Source organism: Achromobacter sp. FW305-C-28 (genome assembly GCF_058783235.1).
In genome coordinates, this window is record NZ_JBYSYL010000009.1 from 308029 (window position 1) to 321903 (window position 13875).

General features: G+C 66.7%; 14 protein-coding genes. 12 read left to right on the forward strand and 2 right to left on the reverse strand.

Annotation, left to right across the window (positions count from 1 at the left end; translation table 11 throughout):
* Positions 1-3 precede the first annotated feature (3 nt).
* The 5 genes from AC3WMR_RS22265 (at position 4) to AC3WMR_RS22285 (ending at position 4051) form a co-directional block, all read left to right on the forward strand.
* Positions 4-801, forward strand: a complete 798-nt coding sequence (locus tag AC3WMR_RS22265) for an SURF1 family protein (protein WP_492264966.1) — start codon at positions 4-6, stop codon at positions 799-801.
* Positions 802-889: 88 nt separating this feature from the next.
* Positions 890-1465: an SCO family protein gene (locus AC3WMR_RS22270; protein ID WP_051593692.1), complete on the forward strand. Its 576-nt coding sequence runs from the start codon at positions 890-892 to the stop codon at positions 1463-1465.
* Between the two features lie 21 nt (positions 1466-1486).
* Entirely contained in the window at positions 1487-2521 is a 1035-nt protein-coding gene (locus AC3WMR_RS22275) for a COX15/CtaA family protein (RefSeq protein ID WP_492264967.1), read from the forward strand.
* Positions 2522-2534: 13 nt separating this feature from the next.
* Positions 2535-3428 carry a heme o synthase gene (gene cyoE, locus AC3WMR_RS22280; protein WP_175193342.1) on the forward strand — a complete coding sequence of 298 codons (894 nt, stop codon included), beginning with the start codon at positions 2535-2537 and terminating at the stop codon, positions 3426-3428.
* Positions 3429-3445: 17 nt separating this feature from the next.
* Positions 3446-4051: an SCO family protein gene (locus tag AC3WMR_RS22285; protein ID WP_492264968.1), complete on the forward strand. Its 606-nt coding sequence runs from the start codon at positions 3446-3448 to the stop codon at positions 4049-4051.
* 62 nt (positions 4052-4113) lie between these two features.
* Here AC3WMR_RS22285 and AC3WMR_RS22290 read toward each other — a convergent pair whose 3' ends face one another.
* Positions 4114-4338, reverse strand: a complete 225-nt coding sequence (locus AC3WMR_RS22290; protein WP_492264969.1) for a DUF3717 domain-containing protein — start codon at positions 4336-4338, stop codon at positions 4114-4116.
* A 131-nt stretch (positions 4339-4469) separates the two neighbouring features.
* Between AC3WMR_RS22290 and AC3WMR_RS22295 the strand changes: the two genes are divergently transcribed.
* The 6 genes from AC3WMR_RS22295 (at position 4470) to AC3WMR_RS22320 (ending at position 11268) form a co-directional block, all read left to right on the forward strand.
* Positions 4470-5117 (forward strand): outer membrane lipoprotein, encoded by a 648-nt coding sequence (locus AC3WMR_RS22295; RefSeq protein ID WP_492264970.1) that lies wholly within the window; start codon positions 4470-4472, stop codon positions 5115-5117.
* 44 nt (positions 5118-5161) lie between these two features.
* Positions 5162-5959: a PhaM family polyhydroxyalkanoate granule multifunctional regulatory protein gene (locus tag AC3WMR_RS22300; RefSeq protein ID WP_492264971.1), complete on the forward strand. Its 798-nt coding sequence runs from the start codon at positions 5162-5164 to the stop codon at positions 5957-5959.
* A 66-nt stretch (positions 5960-6025) separates the two neighbouring features.
* Positions 6026-7399 carry a bifunctional UDP-N-acetylglucosamine diphosphorylase/glucosamine-1-phosphate N-acetyltransferase GlmU gene (gene glmU, locus AC3WMR_RS22305; RefSeq protein ID WP_492264972.1) on the forward strand — a complete coding sequence of 458 codons (1374 nt, stop codon included), beginning with the start codon at positions 6026-6028 and terminating at the stop codon, positions 7397-7399.
* Positions 7396-8787, forward strand: a complete 1392-nt coding sequence (locus AC3WMR_RS22310) for an MFS transporter (RefSeq protein ID WP_492264973.1) — start codon at positions 7396-7398, stop codon at positions 8785-8787. Before glmU ends, AC3WMR_RS22310 begins: the two co-directional genes overlap by 4 nt.
* 100 nt (positions 8788-8887) lie before the next feature.
* Positions 8888-10210 carry a UDP-glucose dehydrogenase family protein gene (locus AC3WMR_RS22315; protein ID WP_492264974.1) on the forward strand — a complete coding sequence of 441 codons (1323 nt, stop codon included), beginning with the start codon at positions 8888-8890 and terminating at the stop codon, positions 10208-10210.
* Positions 10207-11268: a glycosyltransferase family 4 protein gene (locus tag AC3WMR_RS22320; RefSeq protein WP_492264975.1), complete on the forward strand. Its 1062-nt coding sequence runs from the start codon at positions 10207-10209 to the stop codon at positions 11266-11268. Before AC3WMR_RS22315 ends, AC3WMR_RS22320 begins: the two co-directional genes overlap by 4 nt.
* A 12-nt stretch (positions 11269-11280) precedes the next feature.
* Here AC3WMR_RS22320 and AC3WMR_RS22325 read toward each other — a convergent pair whose 3' ends face one another.
* Positions 11281-11772 (reverse strand): Lrp/AsnC family transcriptional regulator, encoded by a 492-nt coding sequence (locus tag AC3WMR_RS22325; RefSeq protein ID WP_492264976.1) that lies wholly within the window; start codon positions 11770-11772, stop codon positions 11281-11283.
* A 163-nt stretch (positions 11773-11935) separates the two neighbouring features.
* On the opposite strand from AC3WMR_RS22325, the gene glmS reads away from it, so the two are divergent.
* Complete coding sequence (gene glmS / locus AC3WMR_RS22330; protein ID WP_263912850.1) at positions 11936-13768, forward strand: glutamine--fructose-6-phosphate transaminase (isomerizing); 1833 nt, start codon at positions 11936-11938, stop codon at positions 13766-13768.
* The last annotated feature ends 107 nt before the right edge of the window (positions 13769-13875 follow it).

Here is a 13875-nt window from a genome sequence, read left to right on the forward strand (position 1 = left end):
CAAATGGCCCGACCGCATTCGACTCGCTACACCGTAGCCGCTTTACTTCTGCTTGGGATCGCCGTGGTGATCCTGACGTCGTTGGGCCAGTGGCAGTTGCGGCGTGCCGATGAGCGACGCGCCATTCTGGCGGCTATCGAAGCCGGCCGCAAGCAAGCGCCGCTGGCGCTGTCGCCGACGACCGCACCGGGCGACCTGAAGCCCTGGCGCGTGGCGCAGGCTACCGGGACATGGCTGCCGCAATTCAGTGTACTGCTGGACAACCGCAACTACGAGGGCCGTCCGGGCTACTGGCTGGCCACGCCGTTGCTCCTCGATGGCCCCAGCCGCAGTGCCGTGCTGGTGCTGCGCGGCTGGCTGCCGCGGGTGATCCAGGGCCAGGGCGAGCCGACGCTGCCAGCCACGCCGCAGGGCGACCAGACCATCAAGGGCGAACTGTCCGAGCGTGTGCCGCGCATGTTCGAAATCTGGTCATTGGGCAACAACGATACGTCCACCCTGCCGGCTACCTTGCCAGTGGCCGGCGGCGCCGTGCCGCAGGTGCAGAACCTGCCGCTGGACGCCTACGCCAAGGCTACCGGCCTGACACTCTTGCCTACCGTGGTGAGCCAGTTCGGCTCCGGTGAAAACGATGCGCTGGTGCATGACTGGCCCGAGCCGTCGGTGGATTTCCAGAAGAACACTTTCTACGCAGTGCAGTGGTTTTCGTTTGCCTTGTTCGCCGCCATCGCCTGGCTGGTGGTGCTGGGGGGCGCCATCAAACGCATGCGCCAACGCGCGGCCAAGGATCCGGCGGCCTGACCGCCCGGTTTTCACCACAACAGGACCCATAAAAAACGTGGCTCGCGACCTGACTTCTTCCAAACCCGCCAAGCGTTCGCTGGTGCCGATGGTGCTGGTGTTCCTGTGTTCGCTGGCGCCCATCGTGGCGGCATTCGTCGTCTACATGAATCCGCAATGGTGGCCCGAAGACGCCAGCAACTACGGCGAATTGGTGACGCCCCAGCGCCCCATGCCGGCGCCCGAGGCGCTCAAGCTGACCACGCTGGACGGCAAGCCGTTCGACCTGCAAAGCCTGAAAGGCAAGTGGCTGCTGGTGGCGGCCGACGGCGCGGCCTGCCCGGAAAGCTGCGCCCGCAAGCTCTACATCACTCGCAACACGCACGCCAGCCAGGGCAAGAACGTCGATCGGCTGGCACGGGTATGGTTCATCACCGACGACGCGCCGGTGCCGGACAAGGTGCTTGAAGCCTACAAGGGCACGATCATGCTGCGCGCCGATCCGGACCAGCTGGCGCGCTACCTGCTCGCGCGCGACGCCGCGGCCGGACAGCCCGGCCTGCAGGCGCCGATCTGGGTGGTCGACCCCCTGGGCAATCTGATGATGCAGTATCCCGCCGACGCCGACGGGGTGAAGGTGCGCAAGGACATCAGCAAGCTGGTCTATAACTCGCGCATCGGTTGATTTAGTCTTTAGTTGAATTCCATGGAACGCATCAAAGCGCGGTATCGCAAGCTCGTTTTCTTCACCTGGTTCCTGACGCTGGACCTGATCATGTTCGGCGCCTTCGTGCGCCTGACGGATTCGGGGCTGGGCTGCCCGGACTGGCCCGGCTGCTATGGCAAGGTGACTCCGCTGGGCGCCATGGGCGACATCCACCAGGCGTCGCAGGCGATGCCGTTCGGCCCGGTCACGCTGTCCAAGGCCTGGATCGAGATGATCCACCGCTATGTCGGCACCATCCTGGGCATGCTGATCATCGCCATCGTCTACATGGCCTGGCGCTATCGCCGCGAACTGGGCCGGTCACCAGCGCTGGCCGTGACCACGCTGGTGGCGGTCTGCGTGCAAGGCGCGTTCGGCGCCTGGACGGTGACGCACAAGCTCATGCCCGCCGTCGTGACGGCGCACCTGGTGTTCGGCCTGTCTGTGCTGGCGCTGATGACCTGGCTGTCGGCGCGCGAGCGCCCGCACCTGGCCGTGGCGGCCGCGGCCGCGCGCTTCAAGCCCTGGGTGGTGGCGGGCTTTCTGCTGCTGCTGATCCAGGTGACCCTGGGCGGCTGGGTCAGCACCAACTATGCCGCGCTGGCCTGCATGGATTTCCCCATGTGCCACGGCAAATGGGTGCCGGATATGGATTTCCATGGCGGTTACTCCATCATCCGCGGCCTGGGCGAACTGCCGTCCGGCGAAATGATTTCGCAGCCGGCGCTGACGGCCATCCATTGGGTGCACCGCAATTTCGCCTTCGTCGTATTCGTCTACCTGGGCATCCTGGCCTGGCGCCTGCGGGCCGAGCCCGGGCTGCGCGGGCCGGCCACCTTGATGCTGGCGCTGTTGGGCGCCCAGCTGCTGACCGGCCTGACCACCATCTTCTTCCAGTGGCCGCTTCTGATCGCCGTGCTGCATAACGGCGGGGCGGCGGGATTGACCCTGGCCGCGGTGGTGTTGATGGTGCGATTGGCCACGGCGGGGCAGCCGCCAGCCGGGGGCTGCGGCCCCAATTCGGTGCGCGTTTAAAATAGGGTCCATGATGACCAGTCTTGCCGCTCCCCAAACCGGATTGTTCCGCCAATACTTCGTACTCACCAAGCCGCGCGTCACGCAGCTGGCGGTGTTTTGCGCGGTGATTGGCATGTTTCTCGCCGTCCCGGGCGTGCCGGACATGCGCCGGGTGCTGTTCGGCACCATCGGCATCTGGCTGCTGGCCGCGGCCGCGTTCGCCATCAATTGCCTGATCGAGCAGGAAGTCGACGCTCGCATGCTGCGCACGGCGCGGCGCGCCACGGCGCGCGGCACCATTTCGGCTTTCCAGGTGCTGAGCCTGTCGGGCCTGTTGGGCGGCGCGGGTATGTTCGTGCTGTACACCCTGGTCAATCCACTGACCATGTGGCTGACGTTCGCGACGTTCGTCGGCTATGCGGTGATCTACACCATCATCCTCAAGCCGCGCACCCCTCAGAACATCGTCATCGGTGGCCTGTCGGGCGCCATGCCGCCGGCCCTGGGCTGGGCAGCGGTGGCCGATTCGGTGCCGGCCGAAGCCTGGGTGCTGGTGCTGATCATCTTCATCTGGACGCCGCCGCACTTCTGGGCGCTGGCGCTGTACCGCAACCACGATTACGCCAAGGCCGGCCTGCCGATGCTGCCCGTCACGCACGGCCAGCAATTCACCCGTCTGCATATCCTGCTCTACAGCATTGCGCTGCTTGCCACCACGCTGCTGCCCTATGCGATCCGCATGAGCGGCGTGCTGTACCTGGTGTCGGCATTGGTGCTGGGCGGCATGTTCGTGTCGTACGCCTGGCGGCTGTATCGCGCCTACAGCGACGAGCTGGCGCGCAGCATGTTCCGTTTTTCCATTCTCTACCTGGCGCTGCTGTTCGGCGCCCTGCTGGTGGACCACTGGGTCGCCCTGCTGCGCTGACCCCCTGGAGGTTGTCGATGTCCGTATTTTCCGCCAGCCGGCGCCTGGCCTTGCGCCTGGCCACGGTCGCCGCTTTCACCGCCGCCCTGGCCGCCTGCGGCGACAATGCGCCCACGTTCAAGGGCAGCGACATCAGCGGCACGCAGCTGGGCCGCGGGCTTGAACTGTCGGACTACAACGGCAAGACGCGCCAGTTGCAGGACTTTGCCGGCAAGGTGGTGGTGGTGTTCTTCGGCTTCACGCAGTGCCCGGACGTCTGCCCGACGTCGCTGGCCGAGCTGACCGAAGTGATGAAGAAACTGGGGCCTGACGCCGAGCGCGTCCAGGTGCTGCTGATCACCGTGGATCCCGAGCGCGACACGCCGGAAGTGCTCAAGCAATACGTAACGGCATTCGACCCGCGATTTCTGGGTTTGACCGGCACGCCCGACCAGGTGAAGAAGGCCGCGGCGGCATTCAAGGCGTATTACGCCAAGGCGCCCACCAAGGACGGCAACTACACGATGGACCACACCGCGGCGTTCTACCTGCTCGATGGCAAGGGCGAATCGCGGGTGCTGGCCAACAACAACATCGGGGTCGACGCCCTGGTGCACGATATCCAGGCCTTGCTCAAGGGCTGACCGGCACAGGTTGGCAAGGGGGCGGGCAAACCGCCCGCCTGGGGCCCGATGGGCCCGGCAGGCTAGTCGCTGCCGCCTGCGGCCACCCAGCCGGCCAGCGCGGCGCGAGCCTTGTCGCTGAGTTCGGCGGCAGCGATGTCGCGGCGGTGCGAAATGATCATCAGCGCATAGGGGGCGGCCAGCGCGGCGGCCTCGGGGCAGAGGCGCGATTCGTCGCCGACGGACGGCGAGACGTTGCGCCAATAGTTGATGGCCGCTTCGATCTGGGGCAAGGTAATGGAATCCATGCGCCTATTGTCCACGAATGGACGGGGCTGTCCAAGGCCGGAAATGCGGCAAAGAAGCGTCACCATCGCAACATGCCGATACCGCGTCCGGGTGCTATACCACTGCCGGTTAGCAACGATGGAGCATCGTCATGAATTCGAACCCGAGCCAATCTTCCCGCCGCGCCCTGCATCCGCTGGTCGGGGCCGCCGCCATCGCCGTCATCGTCATGTGCTCGGTAGGCGTTGCCGCCGTGTTGGGCTGGCTGCCGACGCCATCGGCCACGCCGCACCCCGAGGACCCTGCCGTGGCCCAGGCCGGTCCCGAAGGCGCGAATCTGGCGCCGCCCCAGCCCGGCGCGCCGGCGCAGACGCCCCGCCAACCCACCGCCCAGGCGCAGCCTCAGGGCCGCCCTGCCACGCCCGCTGCGCAGCCGCCGGCGCAGGCCTGCCGCACCTGCGGCGTGGTCGAGACCATTCGCCAGGTGCAGGTGCCGGTCAAGGACAATAGCGACCATCTGGTCGGCACCATCGCCGGTGGCGCGGTGGGCGGCGTGGTCGGCAACCAGTTCGGCGGCGGCAACGGCAAGACCGCGCTGACCGTGCTGGGCGCGGTGGGCGGCGCTTTGGCAGGCCGTGAAGTTGAGCGTAATATCAGACAGCAACAAACGGTGACGCACTACGAGCTCACGGTACGCATGAACGACGGCAGCGCACGCCAATTCCGCAGCGCCCAGCCTTTCGCCTTTGCGTCCGGCGACCACGTGCGAGTGGAGAATAATCAGCTGCTGCCGGGGTAAGCATCCCGGCCGGCAGCCCTTTGCGATCTATGGGGAGACCAGGAATGAGCGACCAACACAGCAATCCGTTCGTCCTACCCGGCATGGGCCAGCATTCCGACCTGTCGGGCAACCCGCTGCTGGCCAGCATGGAAATGATGCGCCAGGCGTGGGCCGGCCTGACCGGCCCGGGCGGGCTGGCGAGCAGCCTGCCGATGGCGCCGCCCATGAACCTGGAAGACCTGGACCGCCGTATCGCCGAGCTGCGGTCGGTGGAAAACTGGCTGCGCATGAACCTGTCGATGCTGTCCAGCACGATCCAGGGCATGGAAGTGCAGCGGTCCACCATCAGCACCTTGCGCGCCTTTGTCGATTCCGCGGCCAACATGGATCTGGGCACGCTGCGCGAAAGCGGCGCGGCCTCGCCGCTGGAAGTGGTGCTGGGCCTGAAGCCCGCGCCGGCAGCGGCCAGGAACGTCCCAGCCAAGGCGGCCGAAGCCAGGCCTGATGATGCCAAGGCCGCCGATGCTAAGACGGATTCGGCGGCGGGCGCTGACGCCCAGCCCGGCATGACCGAACAGATGGGTGCGGCAGCGCAATCGGCCTCCAAGGCGTGGTGGGATCTGCTGCAGCAGCAGTTCAACCAGATTGCCGCCGCCACGGCCGCATCGATGCCCGGCGCCGCGCCGGACGCAGGCAATGCACCCAAGGGCAAGGCCGGCGGCTCGCAGGCGGCCGCCGCGCCGACGGCCAAGGCAGCCGCCAAGCCCGCCGCGAAGTCACCCGCCAAGAAGGCCGCGCGCAAGCCGGCCGCGTCCAAGGCGGCAACCAGGAACATGGGGCCTGCCGACGGCAAGCCCTGATTTTTCAATCCCGACTCGGGGCGGCGTGGTGCCGCCGCCCCGATCGATTCCAACACGTCAGAACTTATGCTTAATGTAGTGATTCTCGCCGCCGGACTGGGCAAGCGCATGCAGTCCGACCTTCCCAAAGTGCTCCACACCCTGGCTGGCAAACCGATGCTGGCCCACGTGCTGGACAGCGCCCGCCAACTGGAACCCGCCCGCGTCATCGTGGTGGTCGGCCATGGCGCCGACCGGGTCAAGCAGGCCTTCGGCGGCCAGGACGACCTGCAATTCGCGTTGCAGCAGCCGCAGCAGGGCACGGGCCATGCGGTGCAGCAGGCGGTGCCGCTGCTGCTCGAAGGCGACGGCAAGGACGACGTGACGCTGGTGCTGTATGGCGACGTGCCGCTGGTGCAGCCCGACACGCTGCGCCGCCTGTTGGACGCGCGCGGCGACGGCGCCGCGGTGCTGACCGAAGTGCTGGCCGATTCCACCGGCTATGGCCGCATCGTGCGCGACGCGGGCGGCAATGTCTGCCGCATCGTCGAGCACAAGGATGCCTCGGACGCCGAACGCGCCATCAAGGAAGTCAACACCGGCATCCTGGCCGCGCCGACCGCCAGGCTGAAAGACTGGCTTTCGCGCATCGACAACAACAATGCCCAGGGCGAGTACTACCTGACCGACGTGGTGGGCCTGGCCGTGGTGGACAGCGTGCCGGTGGGCGCGGCCCAGCCGGGCGCGTCCTGGGAGACGCTGGGCGTGAACAGCCGTGTGCAGCAGGCCGAGCTGGAACGCCGCTGGCAGGGCGAGCAGGCCCGCCGCCAGCTGGAAGCGGGCGTGACGCTGGCCGACCCGGCACGTTTCGACGTGCGCGGCTCGCTGACCTGCGGCCGCGATGTGTTCATTGACGTGGGCTGCGTGTTCGAAGGCAAGGTCACGCTGGCCGATGGCGTACGCGTGGGTCCGCACTGCGTGCTGCGTGACGTGAGCGTGGGCGCGGGGACGCAGATCGAGGCCTACAGCCATCTGCAAGAGGCCCAGGTGGGCGGTGATGCCCGCGTGGGCCCGTATGCCCGCCTGCGCCCCGGCGCCGAACTGGGCGACCGCAGCCATGTCGGCAACTTCGTCGAGATCAAGAAAAGCGTGCTGGGGGCGGACAGCAAGGCCAATCACCTGGCGTACATCGGCGATGCCACCATCGGCGCGCGCGTCAACGTGGGCGCGGGCACCATCACCTGCAACTACGACGGCGTGAACAAGCACCGCACCGTCATCGAAGACGACGCCTTCATCGGCTCGGACACGCAACTGGTGGCCCCGGTGCGCGTGGGCCGCGGCGCGACCCTGGGCGCCGGCACCACCCTGACCCGCGATGCGCCGGCCGACAAGCTGACCGTTTCGCGCGCCAAGCAGGTCACCATCGACGGTTGGCAACGGCCGGTCAAGAAGTCGTGACGCCGCAGGCGTCCGAGGCGTCGGGCGGCGGCGCCAAGCCCGCCGCGCCCGACGGCCTGCCGGTGCCCCGCCGCTACTGGGCGGCGGCCACCGTGATGACCGGCATCAGCCTGTCGGTCCTGGACACCACCATCGCCAATGTGGCCCTGCCCACCATCGCGGCCGACCTGAACGCGTCGCCCGCGCAGGCCGTGTGGGTGGTCAACGCCTACAACCTGGCGGTGGTGATGATGCTGCTGCCCTTGTCGGCGCTGGCCGAGCGCATCGGTTTTCGCCGCATGTTCACGTTCGGGCTGGTGCTGTTCACCCTGGCGTCGCTGGGCTGCGCACTGGCCGGTTCGCTGTTGCAGCTGACGCTGGCGCGGGTGTTCCAGGGCGTGGGGGCGGCCACGCTGATGTGTCTGTTCGGCGGGCTGGTGCGCAATATCTATCCCCTGAAAATGCTGGGCCGGGGCATCAGCATCAATGCCACCACGGTGGCGGTGATGTCGGTGCTGGGGCCCACCATCGGCTCGGCCATCCTGTCGGTGGCGCCATGGCCCTGGATTTTCGCGGTCAACCTGCCGATCTGCGTGCTGGCCATGTTCGGCCTGCGCCATCTGCCCGAGGTGCCGCGCAACGACGTGCGGCTGGACTGGGTCAGCGCCCTGCTCTGCATGGCGACGCTGGGCGTGTTCATTTCGGGCATCGACATGATGGGGCAGGACTTGCTGCGGGGCATCGGCCTGGTGGCGATCTCAGCGGTGGCCGGCATGGTGCTGGTGCGCCGGGCCAGCCGCCAGCCCGCGCCGCTGGTGCCGGTGGACCTGCTGCGAATCCGGCAATTGGCCTTCGCCGTCGGGGCGTCGGCCTGCACCTTTGCCGCGCAGATGGCGTCCTACGTGTCGTTGCCGTTCTATTTCCAGCAGGTGCTGGGCCGGCCTTACCTTGAGGTGGGCCTGCTGATGGGGGCCTGGCCGGTGGGCACGGCCCTGATCGCTCCGGTGGCCGGACGCCTGTCCGACCGCTATTCCGCCGCCACGCTGAGCGGCGTGGGGGCGACCGGCATGGTCATCGGCATGTTGTGGCTGGCGGTCCTGCCGGCATCCGTGGGCAACGTGCCGATCATTGCCGGCATGTTCGTGGCGGGCGTGGGCTTCGGCTTTTTCCAGACCCCGAACAACCGCGCCATGCTGTCGGCGGCGCCGCGCGCGCGCAGTGGCGCGGCGGGCGGCCTGCAGGCCACCACCCGGGTGTTCGGCCAGAGTTTCGGCACTGCGCTGGTGGCGATCGCCTTCAGCGTCAGCGCCGCGCACGGCCCCGGGCTGGCCCTGGTGCTGGGCACGATCTGCGCCGCCCTGGCGGTGGTCGTGAACACGGTCCGCTTCAACAAGCTGCGGGTCATCTAGGGCGCGCAAGACCCGGCGGCCCGGCGGCTTCTATAATGGCCGCCGGCGCCGGGTCTGTACTGCTCGGCGCAACGATTACCTATTTTTAAGGCGTTCAGGCATGAAGATCACGGTCGTGGGTACCGGTTACGTGGGGTTGGTGTCGGGAGCGTGCCTGGCCGACATGGGCAACGATGTCATGTGCCTGGACGTGGATGCGGCCAAGATCGCCCTGCTGCGCCAAGGCGGCATCCCCATCTATGAGCCGGGCCTGGAAGATCTGGTCCGGCGCAACGTGCAGGCCGGCCGCCTGCATTTCACCGACGACGTGGCCCAGAGCGTGGCCTTCGGCGATGTGCAGTTCATCGCCGTGGGCACCCCCCCGGGCGAGGACGGCTCGGCCGACCTGAAATACGTGCTGGCCGCCGCCCGCAATATTGCGCGCCACATGACCAGCCGCAAGCTGGTCGTGGACAAGTCCACGGTGCCGGTCGGCACCGCCGACAAGGTCCGCGCAGTGATCGAGCAGGAACTGGCCGCCCGCGGCGTGCAGGTGCCGTTCAGCGTGGCGTCCAACCCTGAATTCCTGAAGGAAGGTGCGGCGATCAACGACTTCATGAGCCCGGACCGGGTCATTGTCGGCGCCGACGACGACTACACCGTCGGCATCATGCGCCGCATCTATGAACCGTTCCAGCGTACGCACGATCGCCTGATGGTGATGGACGTGCGTTCCGCCGAACTGACCAAGTACGCCGCCAACGCGATGCTGGCCACCCGGATTTCGTTCATGAACGAGATGGCCAACCTGGCCGAGGCGCTGGGCGCCGACATCGAACAGGTGCGTCGCGGCATTGGCGCGGACCCCCGCATCGGCTACCACTTCCTGTACCCCGGCGCGGGCTACGGCGGCTCGTGCTTCCCCAAGGATGTGCAGGCGCTGGTCAACACCGCCGCCGAGAACAGCCTGCCGATGCGCGTCATCGAAGCGGCCGAGGCCGCCAACCATGCGCAGAAGTTCCGTTTGTCGGAAAAGCTGGTGCAGCACTACGGCGAAGACCTGCGCGGCCGCAAGTTCGCCTTGTGGGGCCTGTCGTTCAAGCCCAATACCGATGACATGCGCGAAGCGCCCAGCCTGACCGTCATCGCCGAACTGACGCGCCGCGGCGCCACCGTGCGCGCCTATGACCCGGTGGCCATGCACGAGGCCGCCCGCGTGCTGGTGGGTCAGCCTGGCGTGAGCTTCGCCACCGACATGTACGACGCGCTGGACGGCGCCGACGCGCTGCTGATCGCCACGGAATGGAAGGTGTTCCGCGCGCCCGACTTCGACCGCGTCAAGGCCTTGCTCAAGACGCCGTTGATTCTGGACGGCCGCAACCTCTACACGCCGGCCGACGTGCGCGCCCTGGGCTTCGAGTATTCGGGCATCGGCCGCGCATGAAGATCCTGCAGCTCAACTTCGAGAAGGGTTGGCGCGGCGGCGAACGCCAGACGCTGTATTGCATGCGCGCGTTCCGCAATGCCGGCCACCAGGTCGAAGTGCTGTGCCGCGAAGGCGGTCCGCTGGCCGAGCGCGTGCGCCAGGAAGGTTTCGTGGCGCATACCTGCCGCAACGTGCCGGCCCAGCTGCGCTTTCTGGCATCGCAGGGCAACGGTTACGACATCATCCACGCCCAGACCGCCAACACCATCACCTGGGCGGTGCTGACCAAGTGGCTGCACCGCCGTCCGGTGGTGTTTTCACGCCGCACTTCGTTCGTGGTCAAGCCGGGCGAGGAATGGAAGACCGGCTTCAAGTGGCGCCACACCGACCTGTTCGTGGCCATCAGCGACATGGCCGCCAGCGAGCCGCGCCGCCTGGGGCTGGACCCGGTCATCATCCGCAGCGCGGTCGAGCCGCATGTGATCAACCAGGAAAATGTTGCCGCGCTGGTGCGCGAATTCGACCTGGAAGGCAAGAAGGTCATGGCCACGTCGGCCGCGCTGATCCGCGACAAGGACCCGGTGACGCTGGTGCGCGCCGTGGGCGAGCTGGCCAAGACGCGCCGCGATTTCGTCTTCCTGCATTTCGGCGCGGGCGGCGACCGTGAACAGCAGGCGCGCGACGAAGCGCGGCTGCTGGGCATCGAAGACGTCTATCGCTTCGCGGGCTTTCGCAAGGGCGTCGAGGACTTCTACAGCATCCTGGACGTGTTCGTCATGAGCTCCGAGGAAGAAGCCCTGGGCAGCAGCGTGCTGGACGCCTTCCTGCAGCGCGTGCCGGTGGTGTCCACCGATGCCGGCGGCCTGAAGGAAAGCCTGGCCGACGGCCGCGGCGTGCTGTGCGCGGTGGCGGATTTTCACGCCATGGCCCAAGGCATGGCTCGCTGCCTGGACGACGCGGCCTTCCGCCAGGAAATCACCGACCGCGCGTACGACTACGTGCGCAACGAGCACGACGTGCAGAAGATGGGCAATCGGTATCTGGCGCAGTTCGAGCGGTTGCTCGCGGCGCGCTGAAACACGCGCTGCCTAGCGCGCCCGCAGATCGATCCGCGTTTCAAACTTGGCCCGGTGCACCGAGAAGAACGTGCGCACGTTGCGCACATTGGCGTGCGCGGTGAAGGCGCGGTGCGCCAGCGCGTGATAGGCGGGCATGTCCTTGACCTGGGCGATCACCACGAAATCCGGGCCGGGCGACACCCGATAGCATTGCAGCACGGCCGGTTCGGCCAGCAGGGTCTGCTCGAAGGCGTCCAGGCTTTCGGCCGCCTGCACGTCCAGCGTGATCTCGACGATGGCGGTCAGCGTGCTGCCCAGCTTGTCGGCGGCCAGGATGGCCACCTGGCGTTCGATGACCCCCTCTTCTACCAGTCGCCGGACCCGCCGCAGGCACGTCGGGGGCGATGCATGCACCCGCAAGGCCAGGTCCTGGTTGGTCAGCGAATTGTCTTCTTGCAGCTGTTCCAGGATGCGCAGGTCCAGATCATCCAGCTCGGGCAGGGCATTGGGCGAGGTTGGCATGGTGTTTTGAATAATTAATTCATTGAAAACAAATTAATGAAATATTATTTAATCACAAATAGGTAAGTAAATAAACTGTCAAATATGAGCAGATAAAGAAATCAAATTTCTTTGGGGTGCGCGCACAATGCGTTCCGTACTCGAACTTTCAGGAGTCTCTCCCATGTGTGGCATTGTTGGCGCCGTCGCTCAGCGCGACATCACCCCGATCCTCGTTGAAGGCCTCAAGCGGCTGGAATACCGGGGTTACGACTCCTGCGGCGTCGCCGTGTACGCCGACGGCCATCTGCGCCGCACGCGCAGCACGCAGCGCGTGGCCGAACTGGCCGACCAGGTGGCCCAGGACCACGTCCAGGGCTTCACGGGCATCGCCCACACCCGTTGGGCCACGCACGGCGTGCCGGCCACGCACAACGCCCACCCGCACTTCTCGCGCCTGGGCAACGACGAACCGCGCATCGCGCTGGTGCACAACGGCATCATCGAAAACCACGACGAACTGCGCGCCGAGCTGCAGGCCGTGGGCTACGTCTTCGAAAGCCAGACCGATACCGAAGTGATCGCGCATCTGGTCAACCACCTGTACACCGGCGACCTGTTCGAGGCCGTGCAGAATGCCGTGCGCCGCCTGCATGGCGCCTACGCCATCGCCGTGTTCTGCCGCGACGAGCCGCACCGCGTGGTCGGCGCGCGCCAAGGTTCGCCGCTGGTGGTGGGCGTGGGCCAGAACGAGAACTTCCTGGCGTCCGACGCGCTGGCGCTGGCCGGCACGACCGACCAGATCATCTACCTGGAAGATGGCGACGTGGTCGATCTGCAGCTGTCGCGCGTCTGGATCGTGGACGCCAACGGCAAGAACGTCGACCGTGAAGTGCACACCGTGCACGTGCACACTGGTGCGGCCGAACTGGGCCCGTACCGCCACTACATGCAGAAGGAAATCTTCGAGCAGCCGCGCGCCGTGGGCGATACGCTGCAGGACATCGAAGCCATCACGCCGGAACTGTTCGGCGACGACGCCTACAAGATCTTCAAGGACATCGATTCCCTGCTGATCCTGGCCTGCGGCACCAGCTACTACGCCGGCCTGACCGCCAAGTACTGGATCGAGTCCATCGCCAAGATTCCGGTGGCCGTGGAAATCGCCAGCGAATACCGCTACCGCGACAGCGTGCCCAACCCGCGTTCGCTGGTGGTCACGATCTCGCAGTCGGGCGAAACCGCCGACACGCTGGCCGCGCTGAAGCACGCCCGTTCGCTGGGCATGGAAAACACGCTGACCATCTGCAACGTGTCCACCAGCGCCATGGTGCGCGAGTGCAAGCTGTCGTACATCACCCGTGCCGGCGTTGAAATCGGCGTGGCCTCGACCAAGGCCTTCACCACGCAGCTGACCGCGCTGTTCCTGTTGACCCTGGCGCTGGCGCAAGTGCGCGGCCGCCTGAGCGACGAGCAGGAAGCCGAGCACCTGAAGGCGTTGCGCCACCTGCCCGTGGCCATTGGCTCGGTGCTGGCGCTTGAGCCGCAGATCATGGCCTGGGCCGACCGCTTCGCTTCCAAGGAAAACGCGCTGTTCCTGGGCCGCGGCATGCACTACCCGATCGCGCTGGAAGGCGCGCTCAAGCTCAAGGAAATCAGCTACATCCACGCCGAGGCCTATCCGGCCGGCGAACTCAAGCACGGCCCCCTGGCCCTGGTGACCGAGCACATGCCCGTCGTCACCATCGCGCCCAAGGACGAGCTGCTGGAAAAGCTGAAGTCCAACATGCAGGAAGTGCGCGCGCGCGGCGGCGAGCTGTATGTGTTTGCCGACGCCGACAGCAAGATCCAGAGCGGCGAAGGCATGCACGTGATCCGCATGCCCGAGCACTACGGCAAGCTGTCGCCGATTCTGCACACGGTGCCGCTGCAATTGCTGTCGTACCACACGGCCTGCGCACGGGGCACGGATGTGGACAAGCCGCGGAACCTGGCCAAGAGCGTGACGGTGGAGTAAGTGCCCCAGCGCGATTGAAGATTTTGAAGATGACCCGTCCTGCCATAGGTTGACACCTACCGGACGGTATCCGTAGCGCTGCTACGGACTGAACGCCCGATGAACCT

Excerpts from the sequence above, each read along its gene's own strand:
- AC3WMR_RS22265 (WP_492264966.1), top strand. The coding sequence starts at position 4 with ATGGCCCGACCGCATTCGACTCGCTACACCGTAGCCGCTTTACTTCTG.
- AC3WMR_RS22270 (WP_051593692.1), top strand. The coding sequence starts at position 890 with ATGGTGCTGGTGTTCCTGTGTTCGCTGGCGCCCATCGTGGCGGCATTC.
- AC3WMR_RS22275 (WP_492264967.1), top strand. The coding sequence starts at position 1,487 with ATGGAACGCATCAAAGCGCGGTATCGCAAGCTCGTTTTCTTCACCTGG.
- cyoE (WP_175193342.1), top strand. The coding sequence starts at position 2,535 with ATGACCAGTCTTGCCGCTCCCCAAACCGGATTGTTCCGCCAATACTTC.
- AC3WMR_RS22285 (WP_492264968.1), top strand. The coding sequence starts at position 3,446 with ATGTCCGTATTTTCCGCCAGCCGGCGCCTGGCCTTGCGCCTGGCCACG.
- AC3WMR_RS22290 (WP_492264969.1), bottom strand. The coding sequence starts at position 4,338 with ATGGATTCCATTACCTTGCCCCAGATCGAAGCGGCCATCAACTATTGG.
- AC3WMR_RS22295 (WP_492264970.1), top strand. The coding sequence starts at position 4,470 with ATGAATTCGAACCCGAGCCAATCTTCCCGCCGCGCCCTGCATCCGCTG.
- AC3WMR_RS22300 (WP_492264971.1), top strand. The coding sequence starts at position 5,162 with ATGAGCGACCAACACAGCAATCCGTTCGTCCTACCCGGCATGGGCCAG.
- glmU (WP_492264972.1), top strand. The coding sequence starts at position 6,026 with ATGCTTAATGTAGTGATTCTCGCCGCCGGACTGGGCAAGCGCATGCAG.
- AC3WMR_RS22315 (WP_492264974.1), top strand. The coding sequence starts at position 8,888 with ATGAAGATCACGGTCGTGGGTACCGGTTACGTGGGGTTGGTGTCGGGA.
- AC3WMR_RS22320 (WP_492264975.1), top strand. The coding sequence starts at position 10,207 with ATGAAGATCCTGCAGCTCAACTTCGAGAAGGGTTGGCGCGGCGGCGAA.
- AC3WMR_RS22325 (WP_492264976.1), bottom strand. The coding sequence starts at position 11,772 with ATGCCAACCTCGCCCAATGCCCTGCCCGAGCTGGATGATCTGGACCTG.
- glmS (WP_263912850.1), top strand. The coding sequence starts at position 11,936 with ATGTGTGGCATTGTTGGCGCCGTCGCTCAGCGCGACATCACCCCGATC.